Origin of the sequence: Leeuwenhoekiella aequorea, from assembly GCF_004104375.1 — a bacterium.
In the GTDB taxonomy this organism is placed as follows: domain Bacteria; phylum Bacteroidota; class Bacteroidia; order Flavobacteriales; family Flavobacteriaceae; genus Leeuwenhoekiella; species Leeuwenhoekiella aequorea.
Window position 1 is genome coordinate 117,963 of record NZ_QOVM01000003.1, and the last position, 19,945, is coordinate 137,907.

Annotated in this window: 20 protein-coding genes and 1 other RNA gene; 12 read left to right on the forward strand and 9 right to left on the reverse strand. The window is 35.3% G+C overall.

Features of this window, described 5'->3' with window-relative positions; all coding sequences use genetic code 11:
• Positions 1–43 precede the first annotated feature (43 nt).
• From DSM00_RS15530 to DSM00_RS07940, 4 genes are read left to right on the forward strand one after another with little or no spacing between them, the layout of a single operon-like run.
• The gene (locus DSM00_RS15530; RefSeq protein ID WP_164916311.1) at positions 44–184 is read left to right on the forward strand and encodes a hypothetical protein; all 141 of its coding nucleotides are present in this window, start codon (positions 44–46) and stop codon (positions 182–184) included.
• A gap of 35 nt (positions 185–219) precedes the next feature.
• Complete coding sequence (locus DSM00_RS07930) at positions 220–903, forward strand: cell division ATP-binding protein FtsE (RefSeq protein ID WP_128757506.1); 684 nt, start codon at positions 220–222, stop codon at positions 901–903.
• A 15-nt stretch (positions 904–918) separates the two neighbouring features.
• Positions 919–1,809 (forward strand): glycosyltransferase family 2 protein, encoded by an 891-nt coding sequence (locus DSM00_RS07935; protein ID WP_128757507.1) that lies wholly within the window; start codon positions 919–921, stop codon positions 1,807–1,809.
• A complete protein-coding gene (locus DSM00_RS07940; RefSeq protein ID WP_128757508.1) occupies positions 1,802–2,737 on the forward strand; it encodes a glycosyltransferase family 2 protein in 936 nt (311 codons plus the stop codon). Before DSM00_RS07935 ends, DSM00_RS07940 begins: the two co-directional genes overlap by 8 nt.
• Here DSM00_RS07940 and DSM00_RS07945 read toward each other — a convergent pair.
• Positions 2,724–3,122 carry a sugar 3,4-ketoisomerase gene (locus tag DSM00_RS07945; protein WP_128757509.1) on the reverse strand — a complete coding sequence of 133 codons (399 nt, stop codon included), beginning with the start codon at positions 3,120–3,122 and terminating at the stop codon, positions 2,724–2,726. The genes DSM00_RS07940 and DSM00_RS07945 overlap by 14 nt on opposite strands.
• Complete coding sequence (locus DSM00_RS07950) at positions 3,109–4,275, reverse strand: glycosyltransferase (RefSeq protein WP_317127836.1); 1,167 nt, start codon at positions 4,273–4,275, stop codon at positions 3,109–3,111. The genes DSM00_RS07945 and DSM00_RS07950 overlap by 14 nt, the downstream gene beginning before the upstream one ends.
• Here DSM00_RS07950 and DSM00_RS07955 point away from each other — a divergent pair.
• Positions 4,251–5,387 carry a glycosyltransferase family protein gene (locus DSM00_RS07955; RefSeq protein WP_128757511.1) on the forward strand — a complete coding sequence of 379 codons (1,137 nt, stop codon included), beginning with the start codon at positions 4,251–4,253 and terminating at the stop codon, positions 5,385–5,387. The genes DSM00_RS07950 and DSM00_RS07955 overlap by 25 nt on opposite strands.
• Here the strand turns inward: DSM00_RS07955 and DSM00_RS07960 are convergent.
• The 5 genes from DSM00_RS07960 to typA all read right to left on the reverse strand — a co-directional run bounded on the left by DSM00_RS07960 (position 5,384) and on the right by typA (position 11,172).
• Positions 5,384–6,685: an O-antigen translocase gene (locus DSM00_RS07960; protein WP_128757512.1), complete on the reverse strand. Its 1,302-nt coding sequence runs from the start codon at positions 6,683–6,685 to the stop codon at positions 5,384–5,386. The genes DSM00_RS07955 and DSM00_RS07960 overlap by 4 nt on opposite strands.
• On the reverse strand, positions 6,675–7,775 hold the full coding sequence (locus DSM00_RS07965; RefSeq protein WP_128757513.1) for a DegT/DnrJ/EryC1/StrS family aminotransferase: 1,101 nt from the start codon (positions 7,773–7,775) through the stop codon (positions 6,675–6,677). The genes DSM00_RS07960 and DSM00_RS07965 overlap by 11 nt, the downstream gene beginning before the upstream one ends.
• The gene (locus DSM00_RS07970; RefSeq protein WP_241652377.1) at positions 7,772–8,773 is read right to left on the reverse strand and encodes a GNAT family N-acetyltransferase; all 1,002 of its coding nucleotides are present in this window, start codon (positions 8,771–8,773) and stop codon (positions 7,772–7,774) included. Before DSM00_RS07970 ends, DSM00_RS07965 begins: the two co-directional genes overlap by 4 nt.
• 133 nt (positions 8,774–8,906) lie before the next feature.
• Positions 8,907–9,251 (reverse strand): hypothetical protein, encoded by a 345-nt coding sequence (locus DSM00_RS07975; protein WP_128757514.1) that lies wholly within the window; start codon positions 9,249–9,251, stop codon positions 8,907–8,909.
• A gap of 127 nt (positions 9,252–9,378) precedes the next feature.
• Entirely contained in the window at positions 9,379–11,172 is a 1,794-nt protein-coding gene (typA, locus tag DSM00_RS07980) for a translational GTPase TypA (RefSeq protein ID WP_128757515.1), read from the reverse strand.
• A gap of 378 nt (positions 11,173–11,550) precedes the next feature.
• Here typA and kdsA point away from each other — a divergent pair, with 378 nt between their 5' ends.
• Positions 11,551–12,366, forward strand: a complete 816-nt coding sequence (kdsA, locus tag DSM00_RS07985) for a 3-deoxy-8-phosphooctulonate synthase (protein WP_128757516.1) — start codon at positions 11,551–11,553, stop codon at positions 12,364–12,366.
• A gap of 129 nt (positions 12,367–12,495) precedes the next feature.
• Here kdsA and DSM00_RS07990 read toward each other — a convergent pair whose 3' ends face one another.
• The gene (locus tag DSM00_RS07990; protein WP_128757517.1) at positions 12,496–12,840 is read right to left on the reverse strand and encodes a DUF1801 domain-containing protein; all 345 of its coding nucleotides are present in this window, start codon (positions 12,838–12,840) and stop codon (positions 12,496–12,498) included.
• Positions 12,841–12,978: 138 nt separating this feature from the next.
• Between DSM00_RS07990 and DSM00_RS07995 the strand changes: the two genes are divergently transcribed.
• From DSM00_RS07995 to DSM00_RS08010, 4 genes are read left to right on the forward strand one after another with little or no spacing between them, the layout of a single operon-like run.
• Positions 12,979–14,124, forward strand: coding sequence for a hypothetical protein (locus DSM00_RS07995; protein WP_164916312.1), 1,146 nt, complete (start codon positions 12,979–12,981; stop codon positions 14,122–14,124).
• 14 nt (positions 14,125–14,138) lie between these two features.
• Entirely contained in the window at positions 14,139–15,749 is a 1,611-nt protein-coding gene (locus DSM00_RS08000; RefSeq protein WP_128757518.1) for a BCCT family transporter, read from the forward strand.
• Between the two features lie 2 nt (positions 15,750–15,751).
• Positions 15,752–16,609 carry a universal stress protein gene (locus DSM00_RS08005; RefSeq protein WP_128757519.1) on the forward strand — a complete coding sequence of 286 codons (858 nt, stop codon included), beginning with the start codon at positions 15,752–15,754 and terminating at the stop codon, positions 16,607–16,609.
• Positions 16,610–16,655: 46 nt separating this feature from the next.
• Positions 16,656–17,039 carry a ribosomal maturation YjgA family protein gene (locus DSM00_RS08010; RefSeq protein ID WP_128757520.1) on the forward strand — a complete coding sequence of 128 codons (384 nt, stop codon included), beginning with the start codon at positions 16,656–16,658 and terminating at the stop codon, positions 17,037–17,039.
• A gap of 97 nt (positions 17,040–17,136) precedes the next feature.
• Here the strand turns inward: DSM00_RS08010 and DSM00_RS08015 are convergent, their stop codons facing one another.
• Positions 17,137–18,342: an NAD(P)-dependent oxidoreductase gene (locus DSM00_RS08015; RefSeq protein ID WP_128757811.1), complete on the reverse strand. Its 1,206-nt coding sequence runs from the start codon at positions 18,340–18,342 to the stop codon at positions 17,137–17,139.
• A gap of 159 nt (positions 18,343–18,501) precedes the next feature.
• Here DSM00_RS08015 and DSM00_RS08020 point away from each other — a divergent pair, with 159 nt between their 5' ends.
• Together DSM00_RS08020 and ssrA are read left to right on the forward strand one after the other, a co-directional pair.
• Positions 18,502–19,323 carry a GIN domain-containing protein gene (locus tag DSM00_RS08020; RefSeq protein WP_128757521.1) on the forward strand — a complete coding sequence of 274 codons (822 nt, stop codon included), beginning with the start codon at positions 18,502–18,504 and terminating at the stop codon, positions 19,321–19,323.
• A gap of 79 nt (positions 19,324–19,402) precedes the next feature.
• Positions 19,403–19,803: a transfer-messenger RNA gene (gene ssrA / locus DSM00_RS08025) on the forward strand.
• Positions 19,804–19,945 lie beyond the last annotated feature (142 nt).

Genomic DNA, 19,945 nt, shown 5'->3' on the forward strand with positions numbered 1-19,945 from the left:
CTTTACGTGCTTATTTTCTTATAGTTTTCAACAACACTTTGCTGTGGCAACTACTGTAATCAAATCAAATAGTTATTGTACTTTTGATTTCGGTTTACAACTCGCATTTAGAACAATGACCTCATTAACAACTGCGGTTTACGATGCAAAGTCTGTTTTAATTACCACTTGTAAAACCAGTTAATCACCACGAGTTGTGGGTTTTATTTATTGCTATTTATGTCAACACCGGTACTGCAACTTAAAAATGCATCAATTTTTCAAAGAGAAAGTCTTATTCTTTCAGATATAAGTCTATCTATTAACAAAGGGGAATTTGTTTACCTCATAGGTAAAACCGGAAGTGGGAAAAGTAGTTTCATGAAAACTCTTTATGGAGACTTACCACTTCAGCAAGGTGAAGGAACGATTGTAGATTTTGATCTTGTCACATTAAAAGAAAAGCAAATCCCTTTTTTACGCAGAAAACTGGGCGTAGTTTTTCAAGATTTTAAATTGTTGAATGATCGCACGGTTAAAGAAAATTTGAAATTTGTTCTGAAAGCTACAGGATGGAAAAACCAAACCGAAATGGATTCTAAAATTGATGAAGTTTTAGACAAAGTAGGTATGAAAACTAAAGGTTTTAAATTTCCTTATCAGCTTTCTGGTGGAGAGCAACAACGTGTGGCTATTGCTCGTGCTTTATTAAATGATCCCGAACTCATATTAGCCGATGAGCCTACCGGAAATCTTGATCCGCAAACATCTGTCGAAGTTATGGGTGTTTTGCAAGAAATCAACAAGAATGGAAATACAATCCTTATGGCAACACACGATTATGCTTTGCTTTTAAAATATCCTTCTAAAACTCTTAAGTGCGACGGAAATAAAATTTTTGAAGTCGTACAAAAGACCATTTAAAGCTATCTTGTAGGTATGTTATCTATACTCATACCTGTTTACAATACATCTGTTTTTGAGCTGGTTTCCAGCATTTCTAAAATGGCTGAAGCATTGACTATCGCTTATGAGATAATTGTGATAGATGACGCTTCTACCGCTTCTGAAACGCTTGATGCTAATGAATTTTTATATGAGCTTAAAAACTGTTCCTATATAAAATCTAAATCAAACAAAGGCCGAACGGCTACAAGCGAGTTGCTTGCAACAACCGCCGCTTATGAGTTTCTTTTATTTTTAGATGCAGATATACTACCGGCTTCTCCCCAATTTTTAAAAAATATAATAGACAACCATAAACAGGCTTCGGTAATATTTGGAGGTATTCAATATGAAAAAACACCTCCTGAACCACAAAAAATGCTACGATATATTTATGGTATAAAACGAGAAGACAGATCGTTTGAAACCCGTAGAAAGCAGCCTCACCTCTCCATTACTCCAGCTGCTCTCTTTATCAAAAAAGACCTGTATTTGAGTTTAAAAATACCTGTTCACAATAGTTACGGACTAGATATATTACTTACATATAGATTAAAACAAAAGGAAGTACCTATTCTACATATTGAGAATCCTGTGATACATTTTGGTATCGAAGATTCTGAAGCCTATCTGCAGAAAACATATGAAGGCTTGCAAACTCTTGCACATCTTGAAGAACAAAACTTAATTTCTGAGACCTACAGACCCATACAACGCATTGCACGTAGGATGCAAAAATCGGGATTGTCGAGAGGATATCTGAAATTGTTTGAGCGTGTACTAAAAAAAGCCGAAAAAAATCTATGCTCTCCAAGGCCTTCTTTAAAACTTTTTGATTCGTACCGGCTGTATTATTTTTTAAAAATAAAGCAGGATAATGCCTAGAATCACCGTTGTAATCCCGCTGTATAATAAACAGAATTATATCTGTGATACCTTAAAATCTGTTTATGCGCAGACCTATACCAATTATGAAATACTCATAATTAATGATGGTTCCACAGATTCAAGTTCACACTACATAGAAAAAATAATCGACAAAAGAAATACCCGAATAATTCATCAATCTAATCATGGACTATCGAATGCCAGAAACACTGGAATTAAATTTGCAAATTCTGAAATTATATGCCTGCTTGATGCAGATGATTTGTGGCTGCCCACACACCTTGCTCAAATTATAGAATTGGTCACAGATTTTCCTGAAGCTAAAATATACGCCACTGCCTATTTGGAATTTTATAGAAATGGTAAATCCCTAAAACCAAAAACTAATATACGTTCAACCCTATCCAAATTTATAGTCCAGGATTTTTTTGAAAGTAGTTTGTATCAACCTTTTATTACACCAAGTAGTTTTGCATTTAAAAAGGAAATTATTGATCAAATTGGAGGCTTTGACACCCAAATCACCTACGCAGAGGATACTGATTTTTTTATACGAGCAAATTTAAATTTACAGCTCGCTTATTTTAATAAACCTTCGTGTTATTACCGATCAGAAAGTGAAAATCAAATTACAAGAAGTACTCTAAGTTCTAAGAAAGCTCCTGACTTTTTAAAATACAGATTGGAAAATCCTAACCATCAATCTTTGAGAAGGTATATAAATTTACAGTATTACTACCTCAGCAATTACTGCAAAATTGAAGCTGCACATTCTCAATATAAAGAAGTCTATAAAAATATTGATTTAGAATTGCTCAATTACAAGCAACGCTTTTTAATTAAAGCTCCAAAATGGCTACTACAATCTTTACGATTTGTAAAGCAAATTTTGCTTGATAAAGGAAAGCGAATTACGACCTTTTAAATTTTAAGTACTCTTTATAATCTCGTATATAATCTTCTTCTTCAAAAGCGCCACTGGCTAAAACCAAACAAATACCTCCACTCGAAAAATTATCTAACTCCCTCCAATAACCATTTGGTATTAGTAGACCTTCATTGGGCTTATTAAGTGTGAAAATTTCAACGCTTATTCCGTTTTTAATTTTTACATCAAAACTTCCAGATAAAGCAATAAGCAAAGCAGACTGTTTGCAATGTGCATGACCACCACGGGATGCGCCACTAGGGACATCATATAAATAATAAACCCGTTTAAATTTAAAAGGAAGCGAATCTTCTTCTATAACCGATAGGTTTCCGCGTCGATCTTCGATTTTAGGTAAAACAATGCGTTTAGGAGTGCTCATAACTATGCTCAAGAAACTGCTGCCAGTCTTTACTAACTGTTGCAGTATCAAATTTACGAATACTGTCTCTAGAAACGGCTTTTAATTGCGTACGAAGTAATTCATTTTCGGCAAGAGTATTCATAGCAGCTGTAAGCGCTTCAAAATCCTGATGTGGAACGAGAATTCCATTTGTGCCATCTATAAGTTCAGCAGGACCTGTGGGACAGTCTGTCGCAACAACCGGTGTTCCGCAGGCTAAGCTTTCTAGAATAACTCGTGGAAAACCTTCATAAGCACTGCATAAAACAGTGAACAATGCATTAGACATAAATGCTTCTGGCGATTCAATAAAACCAGCAAATTTCACATTATTCTCCAGATTAAGGGTTTTTACTAATTGCTGAAGTTCGGTAAGCATCTCACCTTGTCCCAGAATCACTAAATCAATTTTTAAGTGAGGTAATTTACTTTGAGAATAGGCGGTTATCAATTTATCAAATTGCTTGACTCCGCGTTCTAGTCTTCCGGAAGCGACTATAAATTTAGAATCGATTCCTGCTGGCATAGGATAGTTCTTCGCATAACTATTTAAATCAATACTATTAGGAATGACGTGGATAGCATGAAAGCTGTAAATATCCTTAAGCACTTTACGCGTAGCCTCTGTGAGAACGACCAATTGTTCGTTTTTAAATAGGATCTTGGATAACAAATTATTCTTCGGAAAATAATAGTTTAGAAATGAACTTCTCACCATATAAACCGACAAAATATCTAGATATAAAAAAAGCTGAATAAGCAATTCTTTAAAAAAACTTCGTCGCATTCTAAAATCCAGAACTACCTGAATTTCATTTTGTTTCAGGTATTTTTTGAAATATCTAAGCCGCTTTAATTTATTAAATACATCATTTCTTTTATTCTTCAGCAAGCCTAAATTCACCAGATGTCCGCTATATGGATAACCTATATTATCTGTGATCGTACAGAGATGTGTATTGTACCCCAGATTATCTAATGTAGTAGACAGTAATGCTGCAGAACGCTCTGCGCCTCCTCCTGCCAGAGACTCCGTGAGAATACATATATTTTTAAGCTTTGGTTTCAGAGAATGTGTATCTTTTCGAGCTAAAAATAACGCAAATAATGAGAATTCTGCTTGTAGGTGAATACAGCAATTTACACAATAGTCTTAAAGCGGGACTACAGCATTTAGGTCACGAGGTAACTTTGATAAGTACCGGAGATGCTTTTAAGAATTATCCCTCAGATGTAAAACTGAAAGCAAAATATGTAACAGGTTATTCGCTTCTTAATTTTTACAGAAAAGCACTATATAGATTAACGCGATTAGATATTGCCACGCTTGAAATAGGCTATAGATGTCTTGATTTTCTGGTAGATCAAAAACCCTACGATGTAATCCAATTAATTAATGAGTACCCTATTAAAACGCCCTATTTTATAGAGCGAAATATCATAAAGAGATTACGATCACTCACTAAAAGATTTGCCATATTGGCCTGTGGTGATGATTATATCTCCTTAAGTTATATAAATAATCTACCGTATCATCCCATTCTTCAAAATCCCGATATAGAATTTCCGTATAGTGAGCGATATATTTCTAACGATCACAAAAAATATCACGACTTTGTTTTTCAACAAAAAAATTTAATAATAAGTTCTGATCTCGATTATCATCCGGCGTACTCAAATGTCCCTGACTATTACGGGTTAATTCCCAATCCTATCCAACTGGATAAATTTGAGGATTCACTACCTGCAACAACAGGTAAACTTGTCATATTTCACGGTATTAACGAGGTTAATTATTATAAAAAAGGGAATAATCATTTTGAGCAGGCGCTGCTAAAAATTAAAGAGAAATTTCCCGATCGTGTAAAAATAATTTCGGTTTCTAATTTGCCCTATTCCGAATATTTAAAGTCCTATAATGAAGCCCATATACTTTTAGATCAAACCTATGCGCAAGACCAGGGTTATAATGCTTTGGAGGCAATGGCGCAAGGCAAAGTAGTATTTACTGGCGCCGGATCCTTGTTTACCAAGCACTATAATTTGCCGCTTAACAGTGTTGCAATACATACTATACCTGATGAGGATAAAATTGCCGCAGATTTAGAAAATTTAATATGCAACCCAGAATTAATAAGGGAAATAGGAAAAAATGCCCGAAAATTTATAGAGGATAATCACGATTGTAAAAAGATTGCGCAGCAGTATATTAACGCGTGGTTATCTATAGATATAAGCACTTAAATTAATGAAGACCTACTAAACAAAGCTTTTCTAAAAATAAATAGTAAGAGAATCAAATAAAGGACATAACTTATTAAATGTCCCATTGACGCACCTACAAAACCATACGTTCCTATTAATTGCGTACTGGTAATATAGATTATACTTAGTGATATAATTTGTGTGATTATAAATGTCCAAAATCTATTTTTAGCTAGAAGCTGATAAGCAATAACCAGACTTGCTACTTTAAAAAAGTCCCCTGAAAGTTGCCATATGAATATAGACTGCATCTCAAGAAATGAAGCATTAAATACAATTTTAATTAGAAGTGTTTTAAAGATGTAAATGATGATTAGACCAATCCCGAATACTGGTAAAATAGTTTTATAAAAGTTGAAAATTTCGATCCTAAAATCTTTATTCGTTTTTATTTCAGATAATTTTGGGAGTACATAGAGTGTCATTAATGTTGTTGCAAACATCATATAATAATCAGACAACCGTAGCATTGCGTCCCAGTAACCGGCTTTTTGAATACCGTCTACTTCGATTATCGTTTTACGAATACCCATATAAATATAGGGTGATGTAACCGCAGAAAATAAAGTCATTACTCCGTACGAAGAAAACTTTTTTAAGATGCGGAAATCGATTTTTTTAGCAAAAATTAGTTTTAAGTGACTTGCCTTTTTAATCAAAAATAAACCAGCAATAATTAAACTTATAATCCCGGAAACTACAATTGCCAACAACGCTCCAAATAGATTGTAATTGATAATTAAAACTGCAGATAGGCAAACTCCAAGCAGATTAGTAATCACATTTATATAAATTACCTGCCTATACTTACCTAAGCCATTTATAATATTCAGTACAAGTGCATTTAAGGATAATAAGGGTAACCCAACACCTACAAGCTTTATAATTGTAGCGTAGTTGTACGTGTTATTAAACACATACTTATCCAGTTCTACTGCATATACAATAAGTAAAATCCCAACAAGTATAGAAGCGATTAAACTCATTTTCAATGCTGTGGAAATACTAATTTTTAACTGGTTTTGATCTTTTTTATGCTCGGCTACATATTTAATGACTCCATTACTGAAACCCAATTGTCCAATACTTTGAACCGAATTGAGAAAGTTGCGAAGATCTCCTAAAACTGCCATACCCGAAGCACCTAAATAAAAAGCGATAAGTTTTGACATGATTAGTCCGCAACCTACACGGATTATAATTCCGAGGCTGTTAAAGGAACTTACTCTAAGCAATGTATTTTGCGTGAGTAACCGACTTAAAAACCTAAACTTCATATGCGTTTAATGCAGCTATAATTAAGGTTATATCGCGTTGACTTAATGAGGTATTTAATGGAATACTTATACACATATCAGCTAGTTGCTCTGCAATCTCAAATTTCAAATTTGAATACGATTTTAGCGCAGGTTGTTTGTAAGCAACTACAGGATAATGAATTGCATAACCGATCTCCAATTTGTTTAAATGAGAAATAAATGAAGTTCTGTTTTTTACTCTTACTACAAATACATAAAAAACGTGGCTTTGAGAATAATCCCAATAGGGCAGTTCGATATGAGGGTTTTTAATTTCATGGAAATACCGTGTAGCTATAGCCATACGTTTTCTATTGCTGTTTTCTAAATCTCTTAGTTTAAGGTTTAGAAATTGCGCCTGAATCGTATCTAATCTTGAATTAAAGCCTAAATATTCATTCGTATTAAGAGAACTCCTTCCATAGTTTCTCAATTTTAATACTAGTTCAGCCAATTGCGGATCTGATGTTACACTAATTCCTGCATCTCCCAGAGCACCTAAATTTTTTGTTGGATAACAACTAAAAGCAGCTGCAATTCCAAAACTCCCGGAATACTTGCCATTCAATTTTGCTCCGTGGGACTGACTCGCATCTTCTACCAATATTAAATTATGAGCTTTTGCAAAAGCCAGAATCTGACTTACAGGCTGCATTTGTCCGTATAAATGCGTTACTATAACTGCCTTAACCGTTTTTGATACGGGTGGTATTGTATTTAAATCAATATTGAAAAACTGTGTTTCAACTTCAACAAATACAGGCTTCAAACCTGCCTGAATAATTGCCAAAACGGTAGCTGTATATGAATTAGCAGCTACTAAAACTTCGTCACCAACGTTTAGCTTTTTCTGTATTTTAAGACCTTCAAAAATGAGCCTTAAAGCATCAAGTCCGTTTCCTGTTCCTATAGCAAAAGGAACCTGACAATACGAAGCAAAGGCTTTTTCAAATTCTAAAACAGAATCTCCTAATATATAATTTTCGGTTTCTAAAAAAGTCGCAAAACAAGCTTTAAACTCATTGTAGTAAGGAGCATTTACTTTCTTTAAATCTAGAAACGGAATCATACAACAACACCTTTGAGTAAGTTATGATTTGAAGTAGAAACCATATATGTACGCTGAACACGGGTGCGGGCACCGAAACCTTCTTTCCAGAATTGAAGACCACCATTGAGTTTTCTACCCATCTCTTCATTTGAAGTACCAAAATCAAAATAGTGTTTATCTTTAAAAACAGAATGTATAAGATGATCAAAGAGAAAGTCTAAACTTCCTAGCTTTTGACGGTCTTCGTTTGCCGAGATATATTGCATATGAGCAACTGTAGCCGTTTCAAAAATTGTGGCTCCCGCAATACATTCGTTTGTAGCGTTTATAACATTAAACTGTCTGATAGAATAAGGAAATTTATTGGCAAGTGTACTAATTTCATCTAGTGTATGCACCGGTGAAGTATCGTGACGCAACTGAAGATTTGGAATTAAAATAGTGTTCCAAAATGCAGAAAAATCTCGAGTTTCAATTATACTTAAATTAGAATTACTTGCTTTTCTAATACCGTCCTTACGTGAATTGTGAAACGGTATTGGGTTGCGTAAATCAATAACTGTAGCGGTTTCTACCTTCACTAATTGCGCTTCAGTTAAGAAAAGTACATAATCAAGTTCATCTGCGGGGAGCTCTTGGTAAAATTGCGGCATAATCTTCAAATAAAGTCTATGTATTCCGCCTTGAGCTAAAAATTTAAGTACTTGCTCAAATATATTCATTACCGTTTCCAAACGAATTTCTGCATCAAGCACAAGACCTCCATAAGAAAGACCCTGATGAGAATATAAGGTATCCTCTAACTGGTTGGCCGGTAATACCGCAAGTAGTTTATCCTCCTCATAAACCATTAAGCTATAGTCGCTAAAACGATCTTTATGGTACTCCATAAAATCACGCTGAAATAGAAAAGAGGTGTTTTTAGAACCTTTGTAAGTACCATTAAGCGATGCTACAAAACGATCCCATCGCGATTTGTAAGCAGCAGTATATTTTATGATCGTATAGATTGGCAAGCCTAAAGTTTTAAGACAGGCTAAAGTACAAAATTTGAAAGGAGCTACAGCACCCTAAGTGCGTTCACTAGACATTTATAAATTAAAAAAGCATCTCACAGAGATGCTTTTTTAATTTATTTTTAGAGCTTGTTTATTCAACAGTTATTGAATATTTTTCTACTGAGGTGGTAAAATAGTTACCATCTCCTATCGAGCCTTTATTTGTGATTTCTAAATAATCTTCACCTTTAAAATTAGTACCGGGAATATATTTTATAGTAAAAGCATCTACAAGAACCTCACCGTTTTTTGGAGCCACTGAAACCTCTCGACCACCCTCAACAGGAGCAGTATCGCGCGAAGCTATTAGCAAAGTATCATTTACCTGTACCTGAAGTTCTGCACTAGTAGTAGGAAAATCATCATTGGACTCTGAGCAACTATTAAGAGAACCTAAAGCTAATGTGGATAATGCTATTTTGTATAGAATATTCATAAAGTGATTATTAGATTATATAAACAAGATACAAAATCATTTACATGGTTGCGTCTAGGTAAAAACTAAATTAAAAAAAAAGCACTTCCGTAAGGAAGTGCTTTTAAATATAAATTAAAACGTAAGATTAAATCTTGTTACGTTTACGATCATTTTCATTTAACCATACTTTACGTAAACGCAAGTGGTTAGGAGTTACCTCAACATACTCATCTTTCTGAATGTATTCTAATGCTTCTTCAAGAGAGAATTTAATTGCAGGAACAATCTTAGCTTTATCATCTGCACCAGATGAACGTACGTTAGACTGCTTCTTCGCTTTAGTAATGTTAATGTTCATATCATCTTGACGTGAATTCTCACCAATTACCTGACCTTCATAAATATCTTCACCTGGAGATACGAAGAACTTACCACGATCCTGTAACTTGTCGATAGAATAAGGAATTGCATTTCCGTTTTCCATAGAAACTAAAGAACCACTAATACGTCCTGGAATAGTACCTTTAAAAGGCTGATATTCTTTAAAACGGTGTGCCATAATCGCTTCACCAGCAGTAGCTGTAAGCAATTGATTACGTAAACCAATGATACCACGTGATGGAATCATAAACTGGCAAATCATACGCTCACCTTTAGCTTCCATACTTAGCATCTCACCTTTACGCATAGAAACCATCTCCACAGCTTTACCGGAAACTGAGTCTGGTAAATCTATTGTTAGCTCTTCTATAGGCTCACATTTAACACCATCAATCTCTTTAATAATAACTTGAGGCTGACCTATCTGTAATTCATAACCTTCGCGACGCATTGTTTCAATTAAAACTGAAAGGTGTAATACCCCACGACCAAAAACCATAAACTTATCTGCACTACCGGTTTCTTCAACACGTAATGCAAGGTTTTTCTCAAGTTCTTTCCATAAACGGTCTTTAATATGACGTGAAGTCACAAATTTTCCGTCTTTACCAAAGAAAGGAGAATCGTTAATTGTGAAAAGCATACTCATTGTAGGCTCATCAATAGCAATTGTTTTAAGAGCTTCTGGGTTTTCAAAATCTGCGATAGTATCCCCTATTTCAAAACCTTCAATACCTACAAGTGCACAAATATCACCTGGAAGAACTTCAGGAACTTTTAAACGTCCAAGACCTTCAAAAGTGTGTAGCTCTTTAATTTTCACTTTTTTCACAGAGCCATCACGCTTTACTAAAGAAACCTGCATACCTTCTTTAAGGTGACCTCTTTGTAAACGACCAATAGCTATACGACCTGTAAAAGAAGAAAAGTCTAAAGATGTAATAAGCATTTGAACAGTACCTTCTTCGATTTTTGGCGCAGGAATGTGTTCCATAACCATATCAAGAAGTGGTTCTATGTTTTCAGTTTGATTTTCCCAATGATCACTCATCCAGTTGTTCTTAGCAGAACCATAAACGGTTGGGAAATCTAGTTGCCATTCTTCAGCACCTAATTCAAACATTAAGTCAAAAACTTTCTCGTGTACTTCTTCTGGAGTACAGTTTTCTTTATCCACTTTGTTGATTACAACACAAGGCTTAAGACCTAAGTCAATAGCTTTCTGCAGTACAAAACGGGTTTGTGGCATAGGACCTTCAAAAGCATCTACTAATAAAAGTACACCATCAGCCATGTTTAATACACGCTCTACCTCTCCACCAAAATCGGCGTGACCAGGAGTATCTATAATGTTGATTTTTGTACCCTTATACATTACTGAAACGTTCTTCGACGTAATAGTAATACCGCGTTCGCGCTCTAAGTCATTGTTATCCAGAATAAGATCTCCTGTGTTTTCGTTTTCACGAAACAATTGACAATGGTACATGATTTTGTCAACCAACGTAGTTTTACCGTGGTCAACGTGAGCGATAATCGCAATGTTTTTAATTTCCATAAGATGGCCTTATTTTAAGGGCGCAAAGATAACGTTAATTAATGGATTTTTAAGCACTTATTTTCAATTATAATCCGGGCGACTTGCTGCTGATCAAAATTCTTCTAAGAAATTGAAAATCAGTCATAAGCAGCAACCGGGCTATTCGCTATATCTTTTTGGGTATCAGTGGCACATTATACGCAAAAGGCGTAAAATGTTCTGAGTAACAAAAAAGGATGTCGCTGCTATCCCTGCCGCAAGGCTTCTATTTGTTATTAATACATATACTAATTGCTAATCACTCTCTTCATTAATGAATACTGTACGAACTTTGTAATTTGTATGTTTCATTTCAAATTTTCAAAGCTTTATCTTTACCTCTTTAAAACCCAAGCGATGAAACTCTCAAATATTCCAAAAATAAAACATACCGATTCTAATAACTTCTTTCTACTTGCAGGGCCTTGCGCCATAGAAGGCGAGGAAATGGCATTACGTATTGCAGAAAAGATTGTAGGAATTACCGATAAATTGAATATTCCTTATGTATTTAAAGGAAGTTTTAAAAAGGCAAACCGCAGCCGTCTGGATAGCTTTACGGGAATTGGTGACGAGAAAGCTCTAAAAATTCTGCGCAAAGTTTCTGAAACTTTTGATGTGCCTACGGTAACAGATATTCACATTAATGAGGATGCAGCAATGGCTGCAGCCTATGTTGATGTTTTACAAATACCTGCATTTCTGGTACGTCAAACCGATCTTGTCGTAGCTGCTGCTGAAACGGGTAAAGTAGTAAACCTAAAAAAAGGTCAATTTATGAGTCCCGAATCTATGCAACACGCCGTGACCAAAGTAACCGAAACGGGCAATGAAAACGTATGGATTACAGATCGCGGTACCATGTTTGGCTATCAAGATATGATTGTAGATTTTAGAGGCATCCCTACGATGCGTCAATATGCTCCTACTGTACTTGATGTAACCCATAGTTTGCAACAACCCAACCAGACCAGTGGCGTAACCGGTGGTCGTCCTGCACTTATAGGCACTATGGCAAAAGCCGGTATTGCAGCAGGGGTAGATGGTTTATTTATAGAGACACATTTTGATCCTAAAAACGCTAAGAGTGACGGGGCAAATATGCTTGACTTAAGTTTACTCGAGGATTTATTGACCAAGCTCGTAGCTATTCGTAAAGTGGTTGCCGAGTAAAACAGAATGTATAGAAATGAAAAATCCGTGTGGAAATTAATTCTACACGGATTTTTTGTATTTGTATTCAATCTTTTAATCTTCTCGCTAGGCTCGAAGTCATCAGTATTCAATAAATGATTCTAAGAACTACAACTTATTTTTCAGTTGCTTTAAAAACCCAATAACTATTTCAGTATCTATATCTTCAACATTGTAATACCGCAGTGAACATAAATTTTTACGATTTTCTCCGGCTGTTAATTGATTATTGGGATCATCTAGTAAAATACCTTTAGGAAAACTAAGCTCTACAAAGGTTTTTCTAAAATTCAAAAAGCAAAACATTTTTCCATTTAAATAATAAAAAGGCAAATGCCATTTGTAAAGTAACACAGCTTCCGGGACAGTGTGTTCTATAAGCACCTGCAAATCGAGCAAAAGACTTTTATAGGGTTCGGGTTTTAGTAGAATATAGTTTTCCGCAGGGTTCATAGAAATAATAGTTGTAAATTAAAAGAGATTTATAATGTTAAAGTTAGTAACCCTAAATAAATATTAATTGTTATGCTTTACGAAAGTTTCTAACATAATCGTCCTATTTTGCCCGATTAAGCTACCTAACATTCAAAAATGTATCAAATTTTAAAGCCCTCTACACTCTTTAAAATTTTCTTTACCCTACTCATCCCATTTGGATGTTTTGGGCAGGAAAATGAGAAACCACAACTTCAATTAGGTGGAGCATTCCGTGTGAATTATGTTTATTCTTCTTGGAAAGAAGAACAAAAAACAAAAGGTGGAGAATTTGGTTATGATATGTTTAGAATCAATGCTAAAGCTTCCTATAAAAATATTTTCTTAAATGCCGAATACCGATTTTATTCTGAAGCTTTTGGTGGTAGTTTCTTAAAACAAGGATGGGTGGGATATAAATTTAACGAGCATAATGAACTCCATGCTGGCCTGGTCTATGTGCCATTTGGAATTAAACAATACAATTCACATAATTGGTTTTTCAATATTACCTATTACGTTGGTCTCGAAGATGATCACGATATGGGATTGAAGTATATACATACAGATGATAATTGGGAATATGCTTTTGCTTTTCAAAAAAATGCTGAAGAGTTAAATTTTGGGGGTGATGTAGAAAATAGCTCCAGCAGGTATTCTTATGATGTTGTGGGGCGCAACAAAGAAACCAATCAATTTAACGCAAAGCTGGTGCGTAAGTTTGGTCAACAGGCTAAACATAGATTGGGATTTTCTGGACAATATGGTAGTCTGTACAATATTGACACAGATAAAAACGGAAGCCATTATGCATTAGCGCTACACTACGAAGTAGATTGGAAAAAATGGAATTTCAAAACCGAAGTAATTACCGTTTCTCACGCTCCTGAAAATGCTTTAGGAGAACCCAATAACAGAATTAAAATGGGAGCTTATGGCACTCCATATGAGATTGCGAGCGATTTTAACATGTATACCGCAGCTGTTTCAAAAACAATTAATGTTAACTGGGGACCTATTTCGCAAATCGAACTTTACAATGATTTTGGTTATATGCAGAAAAAGGAAAAAGAATTTACAGACTCTTTTCAAAATGTCACCGGACTTCTGGTTACTGCAGGGCAGGTCTATACCTATATAGATTATGCCGCAGGATACAACCATTCTTGGCTAGGCGGAAACTTTGTAGATGATTTTGCAGTAGGTAATCCCGATGCAAAATGGGAAGCTCGGTTTAATATAAATGTTGGTTACTACTTTTAATGAAATAAAAAATTATGGCAAAAAAAATTACACGCAGTGACGAAAGGAAATCCATCTTTGGCTTACAGGTCAACGGACCGGTGTTTTTTACCTCAGCAATAATCATTGTTATAAGTATAACGCTTACCATATTATTTGAGAAAAAAGCGCAAAAAATCTTTAGTGACATTCAGCATGCCGTTGCAGAAAAAGCAGATTGGTTTTTTATACTATGCATTAATCTGTTTTTGATTTTTCTGATTTATCTCGCTCTAAGTAAATATGGGAAACTAAGAATAGGTGGTCAAAAAGCAACACCCGAATTTAAAACAATGTCATGGTTTGCTATGTTGTTTAGCGCAGGTATGGGTATAGGATTACTGTTTTTTGGCGTTGCAGAACCTGTAACTCATTTAACAACCCCGCCTACCGCAGCTCCTAATACGGTAGCCGCAGCGCAGGAAGCGATGAATTTCACCTTTTTACACTGGGGGTTTCACGCATGGGGTGTTTATGCGCTGGTAGGATTAGCCTTATCCTATTTTACCTATTCCCGCGGCTTACCCCTTACCATTAGGTCTGTTTTTTATCCTTTTTTAGGAGATAAAATACACGGAAGGATTGGAGATGCAATTGATATTTTTGCAGTTCTTGCAACACTTTTTGGACTGGCAACCTCGCTAGGCTTTGGTGTACAGCAAATTGCCAGTGGTTTAAATCATGTTTTTGGTGTTCCCGATGGTACGCTTACTCAGGTGTTATTAATCGCCGGTATAACATTAATAGCAACCACCTCTGTAGTTCTGGGAGTTGATAAAGGGGTGCGTATTTTGAGTGAATGGAATATGCGTATTGCTGTGGTTCTATTATTATTAGCTTTAATTCTAGGTCCTACAATATTTATATTCCGATCTTTTGTGGAGAACACGGGAAGTTATTTATTCAACTTTTTAAAAATAGCAACCTGGAGTGAGACCTTTGAAGGATCTTCCTGGCAAAATAACTGGACCGTTTTTTACTGGGGCTGGTGGATAGGCTGGTCACCTTTTGTGGGTATGTTTATTGCACGAATTTCAAAAGGTAGAACTATTAGAGAGTTTATTCTAGGCGTATTATTAGTTCCTTCTCTGGTAACATTTTTCTGGATGTCAACCTTTGGAAGTGTGGCTATTCAACAGGCATTAGGAGGCGATTCTTCTATTGTTACTGCAGTACAAGATGATGTAGCGACGGCACTTTTTGTATTTTTTGAAGATTATCCGCTCTCGATGGTTATTAATATTGTTGCTGTTATACTTATCGCAGGATTCTTTATTACCTCATCAGATTCAGGATCTTTAGTGGTAGATAGTTTGACAACAGGCGGTAAAATTGAAGCACCCGTAGGACAGCGTATTTTTTGGGCTATTACTGAAGGTACTGTAGCCGCTGTATTGCTTATAGGTGGCGGTCTAGAAGCATTACAAACCGCAACTATAGTCACCGGTTTGCCCTTTGCAATTATTCTACTCATAATGTGTTACTCCCTATTTATTGGCTTGCGGGAAGATTATCAAAAATTAGAGAAGAAAAAGTCCGAAAAACAAAGAGACGACTACGAAGATGTAGTTAAAGAGATTGTAGCACGTAGAAATAAAAATGAATAAAGATGGAAAAAGTTAAAAATTTATTGGTTGCACTAGACCTTTCATCAATAGACAACCATTTAATTGAGTACAGTTCATTTCTTGCTGAAAAACTAGCAATTGAGAATGTGTATTTCGTACATAATATTAAAAAATACGAGATTTCAGATCTTTTTGAAGAAGAATTGCAGAACGTAAATCTCGATCAATTAATTGGTGACGAGCTAAATGATAAAATTGATAGCAGATTTACCGCAAAGGCAAACTGGGAAGTTCTTATTTCTGAAGATTCAAATACAGAATCTTTAATTCATTATATCGCCAATAAATATCAGATAAATCTGGTCTTAATCGGAAATAAAACTACAAAAGATGGTACAGGTGTCGTAACCACAAAATTATTGAGACTACTAAAATGCAGTATTCTTACCGTTCCTAAAACTGACGAAATTAATCTTGATAAGGTATGGGTGGCTACTGACTTCTCGAGCCATTCACGCAAATCATTTTTCTTTGTTGAAGAACTTCGAAACAAAATAACTATCAAACTAAATTCGATTCATATATATCACATCCCCATTCAATTCTCTCCATATGTTGTGGGTGATGCAGCTATTACCAAAATTGAGACCCATTTAAAACAAAAAGCTGCCAAGTTTTTTAAGAAACTTGCCGTAACTGAACCAGATGAATCAGAATTCTTGTTTGCTAAGGATAAAAGTATAGGTCAGAAATTCTTGCTAGAAATTGAAAAGCGCAAACCCAATCTTATTGTGCTATCTGATAAAGGTGGAAGCAATATCTCCTCACTTTTAATAGGTAGCCTCACAGAAGAGCTTTTTAATGAAAGTTTAAGCTCTCCATTACTAGTTGTAAAATAACAGCTTAGATTTATAATATGAGTAATCCTTTTAGCTTAAAATTCTAATGTTGAAACGTAATACACGTCTTGCTTATATCTTAGGGTTTGTTTTTTTATTAATTATAGAAATTACGATCGCAACCTTGCTAAATACAGGTTTTATACGTGAAAATCTTGGCGATTTTTTAGTTGTTATTTTAATTTATTGCCTGGTAATGGCAGTTTGTGATTTTTCAGTAAAAAAAGGGCTATTAATTACACTAGTTTTCTCGTATGCTATAGAGATTTTGCAACTTTTAAAACTACCTCAATACTTTCCAGCTCAAACTGAAAAGTGGGCAGTATTAGTATTGGGAAGTTATTTCTCGTGGATAGATATACTAATGTATACTTTCGGGATGATAACAATATGGACTATAGAATATCTTAAGCAACCTAAAGTACAATAGTTCTTTAAAGATAAAATTAGGTCTCATCTCACCCAGATAGATAGGTAAGATGAGGCTCTTTCTATTCGCATTAGGAAGTTTTTAACTTGTTACTCTCCTATTCTTTTCCGTCAACATAATCTTGCAAGTAACTATATTGCTCAGTTAGCTTTCCGTTTTGAGTCATACGGGCACGTTTTAAAATTCCATCTTTATCATTATTAAAAAATGCTGGTAATACGTGTTTAACAAACATATCTCCAAAACCTTCACTAGCATCTTTAGGTAATTCGCAAGGCAAGTTATCTACCGCCATTACGGTAATTGCACCTTCAGCATCATAAGCCACTTCACGTTCAGCTTGAGCATCATACCCATAAAACGGATTTGCAATTGTAGATGCTCTCAGTGTAGAAGCTACGGGGCCATCGACATCGCAAGAAATATCAGCCACCACTTCAATTTTAAATTTACTTGTTTTAGCATCTTCTCGTGTAAACAAAAATGGTGCTCCATCTCCATAATAATGCCCTGCAATAAACAACTGAGTAACTTCTGCAAATCGCATAAAATTAGATTCGTACTCAGCCGGGTTTTTAAAGAAATGACTAGCGACAACTGCTGATCCATTTTTTTGCTTTACATAATCTGCTACTCCTAATTGGCAATAAACCGGCATATCATATTCTTCACTCAAATAGTCCTCAACGGAAACTTTTTTAATACCCATCTCATCCAGAATTTCCATAGCCCCGGCAGTAACTTTCCCGGTTCCTGTGAGCGCTATTTTTAGGGTGGGTAGTTCGATTTTTGCTAATTGCTTATGCAATGCATCTACGGTGTTAAGACTTGATGCCGCGGGCAGATCATATATCTTATGTTTCTTTCCATAAGCTCGAAACCCATTATATGCACCTACTAATCCGGCATAACGGCCAAAACCTATGAGGCGTAAACCTGTTTCGTCTGTGACAAGTTCGTGATCATATAATTCAATATTTTTATCTAAAACAGCACGTAGTAAATCACGGTTATAAGGCTGTTTTTTGATTGTATGACTAAAAAAGAAGTACTTCTTATTAGAAATTAAGTCTTCTATTGGCACCTCTTTAACTCCTAAAAAAACATCAGCTTGAGAAACATTGGTTTTCACTTCAAATTCGGCCTTCTCATACGCCACATCTGGAAATACCCGTATAGCACTAGATTCTACAATAAATCGTGCTTTAGGGAATAGCTGTTGAGCCTGAGTCATCGCAGTAGGCGACAAAACCGCGCGGTGATCTGGTGGTGTTTTTCCTTCCTTTAATAATGCAAATTCTATTTTAGCCATCGATAGTAGTTTTGAACTTCTAATTTACAATTTTTAAACCTTCTGTAACTGCTTGTTTTACAGGCTAAGCTAGCATAAAACCTCAAAAGTTTTAATAGTTTATTGAGATTAAAACGTTAACATTTTTCGTATTTTTACAAAAAATAAATTATGAAATTAAAACTCCTTATGCTAGCTGTGCTGGCGGTTACAACATCATGTAGTGCTCAAAATAAAATTAAAGGCGACAAAGATGTCATGTCTATAGTGGGTAAATTAGAATCTGGAATAAATACTATTGAAGTAGGTGAAGGAATCGAACTTGAACTTGCCCAATCTCCTAACAACAGTTACATTTTAACTACAGATAGAAATCTGGTAACTGTTATAGATTTTAAAGTTACAGACAGTGTTCTTGTTATAAAGCCCAATATGCGAATTACTGCGGCCAAAGAATTGAAAGTTTATTTAAAATTAGACAATCCACAACATATAATTTTAAAGAAAGATGCAGAATTTGAATCTCCTGGTCTACTTGAAGTAGCAGACTTTAGTCTTACTGCATACGACTCATCAAAATTTGAATTCAAATTAAATAGTAGCAATACGTCTTTCAATTTAATGGGGAATTCTGGCGGGGATTGCAGGTTAAATACAAAGAAGTTTAACTTAAAAATGGCCGATCGTACAGATCTTAAAGGCGATTATAATGCTGAAGAAGTAACTTTTACCCTTGCTGATAATTCTGAATTTTCTCCCAGAGGTAAAACCAATACGTTACAACTTACATCTTCTGGAAAATCTGATTATAATGGTTCAAGATTTGAATCTAAAGATGGTTATGTGACTTTGAGTGGCCGTACCGAAACAGAGGTATATGCTTCAAATAATTTAAAAGTATATGCTCAGGACAAAGCGCGGGTTAAAGCATATGGAAAAGGCGATATTAAAATGGAAGCTCTCAAAGATGATGCTTCTATTGAAAAGAAATAAAACATTAATTCTCGATAGTTTGAATACCAAAGAACTTTAGTATCTTTGCACCCCTCAAATTATCGAGGATTATCACAATGGGGTCGATTTGGTTTTGACATCGGGTCTAATTGAGTAGTAAGCACGCCGAGCGCTGGGACAAAAGCTCGTAAATCTCATGTTTCACACTTTTTAAACGGCGAGAATAACTACGCCATGGCTGCATAATCCGAATTACAGTAGGATTACTTAATCTCATACAAGGTATGAGACCATGATACCTCTGAAAAGCCTTGGTTTACGGCGTTTCGTTTAGAGGTACCGAAAAAGTAAACATAGCTATCGCAGGGTCTTGATGTGGTAGTGAAACTTAATCGAGAATAAGGTATTGCTTGGTAGTTGCCGACCGGGTACTATTCGAAAACTAATTGGCAAATAAGCGTGTAGAAAGCTATTGAGTTGCCTGTTTGCACGGCGGTTCGAACCCGCCCGACTCCACAATTAAATACTAAATCCCTAAAGAGATTGAAATGTTAAAATCCTGCCAAGTTTACTTGAGCAGGATTTTTGTTTCAATACCTCTGAGTGTTATCGAAGTTTATTTAGTATCTGCAGAATTGGAGCTACTGCGTTGAACGGCCAC